Annotated in this window: 8 protein-coding genes and 2 pseudogenes; 9 read left to right on the top strand and 1 reads right to left on the bottom strand. The window is 38.8% G+C overall.

What is annotated here, in order from left to right; all coding sequences use genetic code 11:
• The first annotated feature begins 174 nt into the window (after window positions 1–174).
• The 8 genes and pseudogenes from B5440_RS15480 to gpmI all read left to right on the top strand — a co-directional run bounded on the left by B5440_RS15480 (window position 175) and on the right by gpmI (window position 9,663).
• Complete coding sequence (locus B5440_RS15480) at window positions 175–918, top strand: HAD family hydrolase (RefSeq protein WP_070053356.1); 744 nt, start codon at window positions 175–177, stop codon at window positions 916–918.
• Window positions 911–1,717 (top strand): trehalose-phosphatase, encoded by an 807-nt coding sequence (gene otsB, locus B5440_RS15475; RefSeq protein WP_070053355.1) that lies wholly within the window; start codon window positions 911–913, stop codon window positions 1,715–1,717. The genes B5440_RS15480 and otsB overlap by 8 nt, the downstream gene beginning before the upstream one ends.
• Before the next feature lie 22 nt (window positions 1,718–1,739).
• The gene (locus tag B5440_RS15470) at window positions 1,740–4,142 is read left to right on the top strand and encodes a glycoside hydrolase family 65 protein (protein WP_070053354.1); all 2,403 of its coding nucleotides are present in this window, start codon (window positions 1,740–1,742) and stop codon (window positions 4,140–4,142) included.
• 35 nt (window positions 4,143–4,177) lie between these two features.
• Window positions 4,178–4,590 (top strand): annotated as a pseudogene (locus B5440_RS15895) (cation-transporting P-type ATPase).
• Window positions 4,587–7,028 (top strand): cation-translocating P-type ATPase, encoded by a 2,442-nt coding sequence (locus B5440_RS09280; protein WP_317039365.1) that lies wholly within the window; start codon window positions 4,587–4,589, stop codon window positions 7,026–7,028. Before B5440_RS15895 ends, B5440_RS09280 begins: the two are co-directional and overlap by 4 nt.
• 2 nt (window positions 7,029–7,030) lie before the next feature.
• Entirely contained in the window at window positions 7,031–7,228 is a 198-nt protein-coding gene (locus B5440_RS15625; protein WP_198550877.1) for a hypothetical protein, read from the top strand.
• The gene (locus B5440_RS09275; RefSeq protein WP_198550876.1) at window positions 7,182–8,024 is read left to right on the top strand and encodes a 1-phosphofructokinase family hexose kinase; all 843 of its coding nucleotides are present in this window, start codon (window positions 7,182–7,184) and stop codon (window positions 8,022–8,024) included. Before B5440_RS15625 ends, B5440_RS09275 begins: the two co-directional genes overlap by 47 nt.
• A 63-nt stretch (window positions 8,025–8,087) precedes the next feature.
• A pseudogene (gene gpmI, locus B5440_RS09270) lies at window positions 8,088–9,663 on the top strand (2,3-bisphosphoglycerate-independent phosphoglycerate mutase).
• Here gpmI and B5440_RS09265 read toward each other — a convergent pair.
• The gene (locus tag B5440_RS09265; RefSeq protein WP_070053349.1) at window positions 9,632–10,153 is read right to left on the bottom strand and encodes a VIT1/CCC1 transporter family protein; all 522 of its coding nucleotides are present in this window, start codon (window positions 10,151–10,153) and stop codon (window positions 9,632–9,634) included. The pseudogene gpmI and the gene B5440_RS09265 sit on opposite strands and share 32 nt — an antisense overlap.
• 303 nt (window positions 10,154–10,456) lie before the next feature.
• On the opposite strand from B5440_RS09265, the gene ppsA reads away from it, so the two are divergent.
• Complete coding sequence (ppsA, locus tag B5440_RS09260) at window positions 10,457–12,838, top strand: phosphoenolpyruvate synthase (protein WP_070053348.1); 2,382 nt, start codon at window positions 10,457–10,459, stop codon at window positions 12,836–12,838.
• The last annotated feature ends 26 nt before the right edge of the window (window positions 12,839–12,864 follow it).

Here is a 12,864-nt window from a genome sequence, read left to right as displayed (position 1 = left end):
CCTTTCAGGGAAAGTTTTCCGGTGTCTTACCTCTTTTAGTTTTTACCTTTTTAGACTTCTTCAAAGCCCTAGTCCATATTCCTAAGATTATATTAAAAACAATGTAATCTATCTCACCTAGACCATTTTTTTTATCTTAGAAAGAAGCAGTTCTTATAGATAATTTAAAAAATTATGCCAGAGATTAAGAATATCGATTTTAGTGCTGTCATTTTAGACATGGATGGTGTACTTACCAAAACAGCGACACTTCATGCTCAAGCCTGGAAAAAAATGTTCGACAAATTCCTAAAGGAAAAACAAGGAGATAATTTTCAGCCGCTAGACATTGAAGAGTATTATAATGAATATATAGATGGAAAACCCAGGCGGGATGGTATTCGTAGTTTTTTGAATTCCAGAAATATTGATCTTCCGGAAGGAGAACCCGATGATTCAGCCCACCAAGACACTGTTGAAGGTTTAGCAAAAAGAAAAAATAAACTGTTCCACCAAATTATTGAAAAAGAAGGTATAGAGGTGTACCAGGATAGTCTAAAAATGTTGAAAAAATGGAAAAGCCAGAACCTCAAGCTGGCCGTGATTTCCTCCAGTAAAAATTGCAAACTTATTATCGATAAAGCTGGGCTAACCTCCTATTTTTCAGTAAGAGTTGATGGAATTACTTCCGAAGAAGAAAACCTGAAAGGAAAACCTGAGCCTGATATTTTTTTAAAAGCTGCTGAAAAACTAAATGTAGATCCCAACAATGCAATTGTAGTAGAAGACGCTATTTCCGGGGTGAAAGCAGGAAAAAAAGGAGGATTTGCCATGGTAATTGGTATTGAACGAAATGGCAAGCAAGAAAAACTAAAAAAGGCAGGAGCCGATTTAGTTGTTTCAGATATGACCGAACTTAAAGACTTAGCCAATGCATAAGAAAAAAACCGCCGAAGAACTTCCCAACCTGCTAGAAAATATAGAGGGATTTTATAATAAATTGGGTAATAAAAAACTATCGCTGTTCCTGGATTACGATGGAACACTAACTCCAATTGTATCCAATCCCGACGAGGCTAAACTTTCAGAAAAAAACAAAAATATTATTTCTGAATTGAGTAAACTCATTCCTATAGCTATTTTGAGCGGTCGAGATCGCAAAGACCTAAAATCTAAAGTGGACATTGATTCTGTGATTTATGCCGGTAGCCATGGTTTTGATATAACAGGCCCAAACGGACTGGAAATGGAACATGAATCTAAAGCAGATATCCTTCCAACCCTGGACCAGGCCGAAGAAGAACTAAACGAAAAACTTAAGAATATTGATGGAGTAAAAGTAGAAAGAAAAAAATATGCTATCGCCGTTCACTATCGGAATGTAAATGAAGATCATATTGATCTGGTAAAAAATACAGTAGATGAGGTTCTCGATCAACAGGATTCATTAAAAAAAGGTGGAGGTAAAAAAATAGTAGAATTAAAGCCGGCAATAAACTGGCATAAGGGACGTGCTCTAGAATGGCTAACCAATCATTTAGACCTGGATAAGCAAGAAAATTATCCTGTTTTTATAGGCGATGATCTAACAGATGAAGATGGGTTTGAAGCCATCCAGGATGACGGCATGGGCATAATTGTAGGCGCCCATAGCGAAAAGACAGCTGCCTCCTATAAATTACAAGATACAAGCCAGGTTACAGAATTTTTAGAGCAATTAAAGAGATTTCTGGATTAACAATCAAAAAAGTTCAAATACTATGGAGGCTTTTAAAATCAAGTATAATGACTGGAATCCCGATGAACAAAAACTACGGGAAGCCCTTTGCACTTTGGCTAACGGTTATATTGGTACACGAGGAGCCGCTGAAGAAGTAGACAGGAATAAGTATAATTACCCTGGTACTTATTTGGCAGGAGGATACAATAGAGCAAAAACCGAAATTTCCGGGAAAACCATAGAGAATGAAGATTTTGTAAATTTCCCTAACTGGCTACCTCTTAGTTTTAGACCTGTTGAAGGTCAATGGTTAGATCTCGTAAAATATCAAATTCTCGAGTACGAGCAGACTCTAAATATGAAAACCGGAGTTCTGGAACGTATGTTCGTGATTAAAGATACAAAGGGTCGACAAACTAAAATTAAAAGCCGCCGCCTGCTTAGCATGATGGATAAACATCTTGCAGCAATTCACTGGTCTATCACTCCCCAAAACTGGAGTGGAGATATCGAAATTCGAACCGCGTTAGATGGAACTGTAATTAATGATAATGTAGAAAGATATTCAGATTTAGAAAGTCATCATCTGGATCCACTTTATAACAGGGAAATTAACGAAAACAGTATTTTGCTTAAAGTGCAAACAAAGCAGTCAAAAATAACGATGAGCCAGGCTGCCCGAACCCAAATTTTTTCTGGAAAGAATTCAGTTGAAACTACTTCAAAAACTTCGAAGAAAGATGGTTATATAGAACAAATACTTGGCTTTACAGCCAGGGAAGGTGTAACTTACGAGGTAGAGAAGATAGTAGCCATTTATACCAGTAGGGATCGGTCTATAAGCGAACCTTCCCTGGAAGCCTGTAAAGATATAAAACGCTCTGGTAGGTTCCATGCCGTCCTATCACGGCACAAAAAAGCATTTCAACACTTATGGAATAGAGCAGACATTGGTGTGATTGGTTGTGGAGAAGTCCAAAAACTAGCACGGCTCCATATTTTTCATATTTTACAAACTGCTTCTTTGAATACCATAGGTGTAGATACCGGAGTACCAGCAAGAGGACTTCATGGTGAAGCTTATCGTGGTCATATATTTTGGGATGAACTTTATATTTTTCCTTTTCTCAATCTTCGCTTTCCAGAAATTACCCGAAATCTTCTTCTCTATCGATATTACCGGCTCGACGAGGCACGGTACGCCGCAAAAGAAGGAGGCTATAAAGGAGCAATGTACCCCTGGCAAAGCGGTAGTAATGGTAAAGAAGAAAGCCAGACGATTCACCTTAACCCCAAATCAGGGAATTGGATACAGGATAATACCTATCTGCAGAAACACGTAAACTCTGCAATCGCCTATAATATTTGGCAGTATTTCCTGGCTACGAACGATCGTCAATTCCTATCTTTTTATGGTGCTGAAATCTTTTTGAGTATAGCTTTATTTTGGGCCAGCAAAGCCACCTATAACAAGAAAAATGATCGCTATGAAATTAATGGTGTTGTTGGACCAGACGAGTACCATACTTCTTACCCAGATTCTGAAGAACGGGGACTTAATAACAATGCTTACACTAATGTTATGGCTGCATGGGTCTTCCAAAAAGCAATAGAAATACTGGAAATAATCGAAAATACTCGTAAAAGGGAATTATACAAAGAACTCAAAATAGACGATAAACAACTTGAGCGGTGGAAGAAAATAAGTACCAAAATGTATGTGCCCTTTCTTGAAGATGGATTGATTAGCCAATTTGAAGGCTACGAAAAGCTTAAAGAATTTCCGTGGGAAGAATACAAAGAAAAATACGACAATATTCAAAGGCTGGATCGTATCCTGGAAAATGAAGGGGACTCTCCAAATAAATATAAAGCCAGCAAACAGGCTGATGTACTCATGCTTTTCTACCTATTTTCTAAAGAAGAAATTAAAAACTTGTTTGAAAAACTAGGGCACCGCTTTGGAGAAGAGGAGATTATAAAAAATATAAATTACTATAAGAAACGTACCTCTCACGGCTCTACACTTAGCCGGTTTGTTTTTTCCTGGATTCTTTCAAAGTATGACAAAGAAGATTCCTGGGTAAATTTTGAAACCCTGTTGATTAGTGATTTTGAAGATATCCAGGGAGGTACCACTCCAGAAGGTGTACACCTTGGCGCCATGGCAGGATCGCTAGATCTCATTCAGCGAAATTTCGCCGGACTTGAAGTAGGCGAAGATGCCTTATGGATAAACCCTAAGCTTCCTCCGAATTTGAGTAAGATCACCATGCGCATTAAATATCGTCAACATTGGATTCTTATTGCGTTAAACCAGGAGAAATTGACCATCTCCTTTGAGGAAGGATGGAGTAACAAAGTAAATATTGGAGTTATAAATGAAATTTATGAATTCAAACACGGAGAGGTGAGAGAATTTTATCTGGAAGAAATTTCATGAAATTTTAAATCAGATTTATAAACTATACCTGGTAAATGGCACAAGAAAACAGAACAAACGAAACCTTAGAAAACGCTTACCGAAAATCTGCGGAAGAAATTGCAAAAACTGTAAGTACCAATGTTGAAGAAGGTTTGTCAAAAAATGAGGTTCAGGAAAGGAGGAAAAACATGGCCCCAATGTTCTTGAAAAGCAGAAAGAAAGAAGCATCTGGAAAATAATTTTTGCCCAAATTAATAATCCTGTTATTTATCTGCTGAGTGCCGCTGCAGCCCTGGCTTTTGTATTTGGAGACCTTGCCGAAGGTATAGCGATTATCGTGGTGCTTTTAATAAATACCGTAATAGGTTTTTGGATGGAATACAAAGCTCAGAAATCCAAGAAAGCTTTAAAGGAAATGGATAAAATAAGGGCGAGAGTATTTCGAGACCATGAAGAAAAAAAATAGATGCTGATCAAATTGTTCCCGGGGATATTCTTATTGTTGAATCGGGTGACCTTATTGCTGCTGATGCCAGAATAATACAGGCAACCGAATTAGCTATAGATGAATCACCTTTAACCGGGGAATCGGTTCCAGTAACTAAATCATCTGATACCATCGAAGAAGAACGACAGGTGGCCGACCGCAATAACATTCTTTATAAAGGTACCGCTGTTACCAGTGGAGTAGGAAAAGCTATAGTCTACAACACGGGTATGCAGACAGAGTTGGGAAGTATTTCAGCGATGGTGGGCGAAGAAGAGAAAGATGAAATACCGCTGAACCAGAAGCTAAATAAACTCACAAAGCATTTAATTTTCGTAACAATTGGCCTGGCCGTTGCTTTTCTTGTATTTGGATGGATCTCTGGAAAGGAAATTTATACCCTCATCCAAACATCTATAGCCTGGACTATAGCCGCCATACCAGAAGGTTTACCAATAGTAGCCAGTATTGCTCTTGCCCGCGGAATGCTGAGATTGGCCAGGAAAAACGTAGTGGTGAAGAAACTTGAAGCGGTGGAAACCCTTGGGGAAACCACCGTTATATTTACAGATAAAACCGGTACTCTAACCAAAAACCAATTAACTGTAAACACGTTTTACTTTCCCGGAGATGAAAGAATGAACGTGGAATGGCATAAAAAAACCCGGCCCGTTATAAAAGAACATGAAAGCCCAAAGGAAAATAGCAACTTCAGTCATATGCTTAAAATCGCTGTTCTTGCTAATGATGCCAGTTTAACGGGAGAAAAAAACGCTAACAAAGATGATAAAGCTTACAATCACAACAAATCATCATCAGATGAACCCCCTTCCGAAGACAATAACAAAACAGATACTGGAAAATCCAAGGAAGATAAAGACAAGAATAATGATGAAGACTACAGTGAAATAGAAAGTGGTAAAGGTGAAGGAGATCCTCTTGAAGTAGCCTTGTTGAATTTTAGTCAGAAATTTGATCAGGACCTCTACCAGGATAACCCCCAACTAGAGAGAAAACTTCACGATCCATTTGATTCAGATTCTATGGTCATGGGAGCTATAAACCAGGAAGGTGAAAGCTTCTATGTAGCTGGCAAAGGTGCTGCCCACGCTATAATTGAAAGATCAGGGAATATACTCATTGATGACGAAGTGAAAGAATTCACCGAAGATGATAAAGAATATTGGAATAAAAAAAATGATGAACTCTCTGATGAAGGTCTAAGGGTACTTGCCTTCGGGTATAAAACGCTGAATACACTCCCGGAAGGAGAGGAAGCCGAAGATTTTCTCCATCAACTTACTTTTACAGGCCTGGTAGGTTTTATAGACCCTCCAAGAAGAGAAGTTGCCGATGCTATTAGGACCTGCCGGGAAGCGGGAATTAAAGTGGTAATGGTAACCGGCGATCATCCCGGCACCGCAAAAAATGTTGGAAAACAGATTAATCTTTTTAAAGAAGGAGAAGAAGACTCGGGCAGTATTATGGGGAAAAATTTGCAGGAAGAGCTGGGAAAAGAAAGCAGAGACAGCAATCTTACAAAAACCAGTATTTTTTCCAGAATGGATCCCTCTCAAAAACTGAGGCTTATAAAACATTTTCAGAAGAACGGGGAAATAGTGGGAATGACCGGCGACGGTATAAACGATGCCCCTGCCCTAAAAAGGGCCAATATAGGTATAGCCATGGGAAAAAGGGGAACCCAGGTAGCCCAGGAAGTCTCAGATATGGTGCTGAAAGATGATGCGTTTAATTCTATTGTGCAGGCCATTAAACAGGGACGGATCATCTTTGGCAATATTCGCAAATTCATTGTTTATCAGTTATCTTATCACCTTAGTGAAATCATTATTATTGCCTCTATAAGTTTTAGCTTGTTTGCTTTACCGCTATTACCATTACAACTGCTTTTTCTTAATTTGCTATCAGATGTTTTTCCAGCACTTGCATTGGGAGTAGGTGAAGGAAGCCCCGGGGTTATGAAAAAACCGCCTAAAGATCCCGAAGAACCTATTTTGACCCGCCAGAACTGGTTTCAGGTTGGTTTATACGGTTCTATTCTTGCGATTTGCATTTGCGGTGCCTACTATTTTGCTCACTACATATGGGAACAGCCAGAAGAAATCACCAACAATATAGCCTTCTTTAGCCTTGCATTTTCGCAACTTCTACACGTTTTCAATATGAGAGAAAGCGATGAACATATCTTTAAAAACCAAGTAACTCGAAATAAATATATCTGGATGGCTCTCGCCCTCTGTTTTTCGATATTATTTGCGGCCTATTTTATCCCGGGCATAGCCGATGTTCTTTCTTTCCAGAAACTCGAAATGCGTATTTGGGGCTTAATAGTTGTTACCAGCCTAATACCACTTCTCATTATACAGGTCCTAAAACTTTTTAATAAAAATCTTTGATTATGAAAATAGTAACATTAACACTAAATCCAGCGCTGGACAAAAGCACTTACATCGATAAATTAAAACCTGAAAAAAAGCTGCGCTGTGAAAAACCTACTTACGAACCAGAAGGTGGCGGCATCAATGTTTCGAGAGCTATAAAAATTTTAGGTGGCGAATCCCTGGCCATATACTGCCGGTGGCCCCGCAGGCAATAAAATTAAAGAGCTTCTTGAAGAAGAAAAAATCGATCAGGATATGATTCAGATAAAAAATCCTACCCGGGAAAATTTAATGGTAATGGAGAATTCGACAGGTAGCCAGTTTAGATTTGGAATGCCCGGAAGTGAAATCTCTAAGGAAGAACTTCAGAAATGTTTAGACAGAATTGATCAATTACCCGATGATGTAGAGTATTTAGTAGCCAGCGGAAGTTTACCGCCCGGTGCACCAGATAATTTCTACGGTAAAATTGCAAAAATCGCCCAAGATAAAAATATAAAATGTGTAATAGATACCTCGGGTAATGCTTTAAATGAAGCTGCACAATCAGGTGTCTATCTAATGAAACCAAACCTCAGAGAATTAAGTGAACTGGCTGGAAAAGATGAAATTTCGGGATTGCAACAGGAGGAAATCGCCAAAAAAATTATTGATGAAGGTAAAGCTGAAATATTAATTGTTTCTCTTGGGGCCAGAGGTGCTATGGTGGCTTCGAAAGAAAAGATTCATTATGTGGTACCACCCACAGTAAAACAGAAAAGCACCGTTGGTGCGGGAGACTCCATGGTAGGCGGTCTCATTCTTTCTCTATCACGTAGAGATGGGCTTCAAGACGCAGTTAAATGGGGAGTGGCCGCTGGTACTGCCGCCACAATAACACCCGGAACAGAACTGTGCCGTAAAAAAGACGTTGAAAAGATCTTCGAATGGCTTAGTGATAAAGAAACGAGCATACCAGCACAAAATAAGGCTGTTCCAAAAAAACAGATCCTTTTTAAAATCAATGCCTGAAAAAACAAAAACTGAATTTTGATACAGTAATCATAAACATATTATGAAAAAAAAGTTTTACTAATGATTTTGGATGGCTGGGGAATTGCCCCGGAAGTGGAAAAAGAGGCATCTGCCATTGTACAGGCAAAAACTCCTTTTATGGATAAGATCTGGCAGAAGCAACCACATACCCAACTACAAACCCATGGTATTGCGGTTGGTTTGCCGGAAGGCCAGATGGGAAATTCTGAAGTAGGTCATATTAATATTGGTGCCGGTAGAGTGGTTTTACCAAAACCTGGTTAAAATAGACCTTGCGATTAAAGATGCAAATCTTAATAAGAATATTGTACTGATAAATGCTTTTGATTATGCTAAAAAAGAAAGCAAAAAGGTTCATCTTATGGGGCTCATCTCCAATGGTGGTGTTCATTCTCATATAGATCATCTAAAAGCACTTTGCAGTATTGCAGCTGAACAGGATTTTTCAGAAGTTTATATTCATGCTTTTACCGATGGCCGCGATGCCGATCCTAAAAGTGGCATTGGCTTCATTGAAGACTTACAGGAGCATTTTCAAAAAACAACCGGGAAATTAGCCAGTATAATAGGCCGGTATTACGCTATGGACAGGGGTGAAAACTGGGACAGAACTGCAAAAGCATATAAGGCTTTGGTAAATGGTGAAGCAGAGACCAAAGTTAAAGCCGAAAAATTAAAAGAAACACTTAATCAAAAATATAAAGAAGATGAAACTGATGATTTTTTAAAACCCATAGTTTTAACTGAAAACGATGAACCTATAGCTACTCTTAATGATGGGGATGTCGTGATTTGTTTTAACTATCGCACCGATCGTTCCCGACAGATCACAGAGGCTCTCACCCAAAAAGATTTTCCTGAAGAGCAGATGAAAAAACTCGATCTGCGCTATATCACCATGACCCGCTATGACAAAACATTTAAAAATGTGCCGGTATTATTTGAAGGAGAAGATCTTGACAATATCTTAGGTGAGGTACTATCCAGAGAGGGTAAAAAACAAATTAGAATAGCCGAAACCATAAAATATCCGCACGTAACATATTTCTTTAACGGAGGAAGAGAGAAAGAATTCGAAGGGGAAAAAAGAATCCTGATCGATTCTCCTGATGTTTCTACCTTCGATAAAAAACCGGAAATGAGCGCCGAAGAAATACGTGATGCGATCATTCCAGAATTAAAGGATAAAAAAGCAGATTTTATTTGCCTGAATTTTGCAAATCCCGACATGGTAGGCCATTCGGGAGATATGAAAGCTACAAAAAAAGCCTGTGAGACTGTGGATTCCTGTACTGAAGCTGTAGTCCAAACAGCATTGGAAAATGAGTATGCAGTAATTATCATTGCAGATCATGGTAACGCCGATAAAATGAAAAATGACGATGGTTCTCCTTTTACCACCCATACCATAAATCCTATGCCCTGTATTTTATTAGGTGCAGACGAAGAACTGGAATTATCTGAAGGAAAATTAAGCGACATTGCCCCTACCATTCTTTCATTGATGGACATTGAGCTTCCTGAAGAAATGAGCGGGGATGTTTTAATCCATGAAAAAAATGATTTAACTGGAAGCCTTAAATTTACTGCCATTGCTCGATTAATCCCCCAATAAAAAATGCAACAAGAGCAGCCGATCCTCCAATTAATAACATCTCCCCTCCTGCCACAAAAGGATTGCCTCCGGTAAGTCTTGTTCTTAATACTCCAACTCCAAATAATGCTAAACCGGTAGCTACACCTGATATGGCAAAAGAGTTTACGGTGAAGCCAGTGAAAAAATATGGAATCAGGGGAATTACCCCTACCACTACGAATGCCAAAAAAGTTAATAAGGCTGCAATTTTCGGATCTTCTTTTTCCTGTTCTCCCTGGTTTTCCATATTTTTTTTCCTGGCTACCTCAGCTTTATTAGCCAAAAAATCTGAGGAAGCCATGGAAAAGCCATCTGCAAATAAGGATGCAAATCCAACCACAAGGATGGCTGTAGTTCCCAAATTTGCTCCTTCAACACTGGAGACTATGGCGAAAGTGGTGATTATCCCGTCATTAGCCCCATAAACAGCATCTTTTATATATCTGGTCAATAATTTTATATAACCCATAAAATTTCATTGAATTAAACTTTCCATTCTCAAAACCATTCCTTTAAAAGTAGCCTTTTTTAAACCTGAGACAAATGATGGAGGTCATAAATTCCCTTCTGCTTAAAAATTAAAAATATTGCAATTCGGTATTTTTCTATTTCTAACAAGATATAGCCATAGTACTGCCTATATCTCAAACCTCTCAAATTTAACATTTTATGAATATTCATTTTATCAAAATAGCTTTAAATTAAAGAATGACTTTGCTAAGCCAGGAAACTTATTAAAGCCAAAATTTTAAACATCCAAATTTTAGAAGAAATGAGTAAATATATTAGCTTTTTTAGTGATTTAAGCAATGAGGATACTGCCAAAGTGGGTGGGAAAAATGCTTCCCTCGGGGAAATGATAAGTCAATTGGGGGCCAAAGGAATTCGAATCCCTGCAGGGTATGCTACTACAGCGCAGGCATATTGGGATTATTTGGATCACAATAAACTTAGAGAAAAACTCACCAACCTTCTTCAAAAACTAGATACAAAAGAATTTAAAAATCTTAGAGAAACTGGAAAGAAAGCCCGCGAACTAATTTTAAATGGGAAATTTCCTGATGAACTAGCCGAAGAAATAAAGGAAGCTTACCGGCAACTGGAAGAAAAAGAAGAAGCCTTAACAAGCGTTGCTGTAAGAAGCAGCGCCACAGCTGAAGATCTTCCAGAAGCTTCTTTTGCGGGACAACACGATTCTTTTATGAATATATCGGGTTCCGATGCTACTCTGGAAACCTGTAAAAAGTGTTTTGCCTCACTTTTTACAGATAGAGCCATAAGGTACCGGGAACACAATGGTTTTGATCATATGGAAGTAGCTCTTTCGGCCGGTGTGCAAAAAATGGTTAGATCAGATAAAGCCTCTGCCGGGGTTATATTCACAATTCTACCCGATAGTGGTTATGATCAAGTTATCTTCTTAACCGGGGCATGGGGCCTTGGAGACAATGTGGTACAGGGTGCTGTTAATGCCGATGAATTTCACGTTTTTAAGCCCGCTTTAAAAAAAGGAATGCGTTCCATTATATCTAAAAAGATGGGGAGCAAAGAAAAAACCATGGTTTATGCCACCAAAAATAAAGAAGAAGCTACTACAAAAAACAAAAAGACACCTTTAAAAAAGCAGAAAGAATATATTCTTAGCGATAAAGAAGTGGTACAACTTGCTGTATGGTCTGTAGAAATAGAAGATCATTATAAACGGGCAATGGATATTGAATGGGCTAAAGACGGAGAAAGCGGGGAATTATACATAGTACAGGCGCGTCCCGAAACAGTACATTCAGGTAAAGAAAAATCAAAGATCAAAGAATTTAAGCTTAAAAGCGAGGGAGAAATTCTCACAAGCGGTACGGGAATTGGCGAAAAAATCACAAAAGGCGTAAGCCGCATCCTTAGTTCACCAGATGAAGCCGATAAACTGCAGGAAGGAGACGTACTGGTGACAGAAATCACAAATCCCGACTGGGATAATGTGATGAAAAAAGCTTCGGCAATTATCACCAATAGTGGTGGCCGTACGAGTCACGCAGCCATTGTTGCCAGAGAGTTAGGCGCTGTTGCCGTTGTTGGCACCGAAGATGGTACTGAAACCATTAAAGACGGGCAGGAAATAACGGTGGCCTGTGCTGAAGGCAATATCGGAAAAGTGTATAAAGGCTTTTTAGAATGGGATGAAGAAGATATAGATTTTAGTAAACAGGAAGAACCTGAAACCGAGGTCATGCTAATCCTGGCCGATCCTGAAATGGCTTATAGTTACAGCAATTATCCCGTAAAAGGCGTTGGCCTTATGCGGCTGGAATTTGTAATAAACAATACAATTCAAATTCATCCTCTTGCACTACTCCACTATGATAAATTAAAAGACAAAGATGCAAAAAAGAAAATCGAAGAACTTACGGCCACTTATGAAGAAAAACATCTTTTTTTTATTGAAAAGCTGGCCGAAGGTGTTGCTACTATTGCCGCTGCTTTTTATCCTCGCGATGTTATAGTAAGAATGAGCGATTTCAAATCAAACGAATATGCAAATCTTATAGGTGGCCAGGAATTCGAACCTGATGAAGAAAATCCGATGCTCGGGTTTAGAGGAGCTTCCCGATACTACAGCGAGCAATACCGCAACGGCTTTAAAATGGAATGCGAAGCCATGAAAATAGTAAGAGACGAAATGGGACTTACCAATGTGAAGCTTATGATCCCGTTTTGCCGTACCGTAGAAGAAGGCGAAAAAGTTATAAATCTTATGGGAGATTATGGCTTGAAGCAAGGTTGGAATGATCTTGAAATATATGTGATGTGCGAAATTCCTTCAAACGTACTCCAGGCCGAAGAATTTGCCGAAATTTTTGACGGATTCTCCATAGGTTCAAATGATCTCACTCAACTCACCCTGGGACTCGATCGCGACTCTGCATTGGTTAATGAATTATTTGATGAAAATAACACTTCTTCAAAGAAAATGATAAGCATGGCCATTGAAAAGGCAAAGAAAAAAGGTCGTAAAATAGGACTATGCGGACAGGCTCCCAGCGATTTTCCTCATTTTGCCGGTTTCCTGGTAGAACAGGGAATAAACAGTATTTCTTTTAATCCTGATGCGGTGGCAAAAGGAATTAAAAACATCCTGAAAGCAGAAAATAAACGATAAAATCACTTTAAAAAAGATAATAGAAC

This window comes from Salegentibacter salarius, assembly GCF_900168265.1.
Lineage (GTDB): Bacteria > Bacteroidota > Bacteroidia > Flavobacteriales > Flavobacteriaceae > Salegentibacter > Salegentibacter salarius.
The sequence above is the reverse complement of the archived record's forward strand: the minus strand, read 5'-3'. Positions and strand labels throughout refer to the sequence as shown.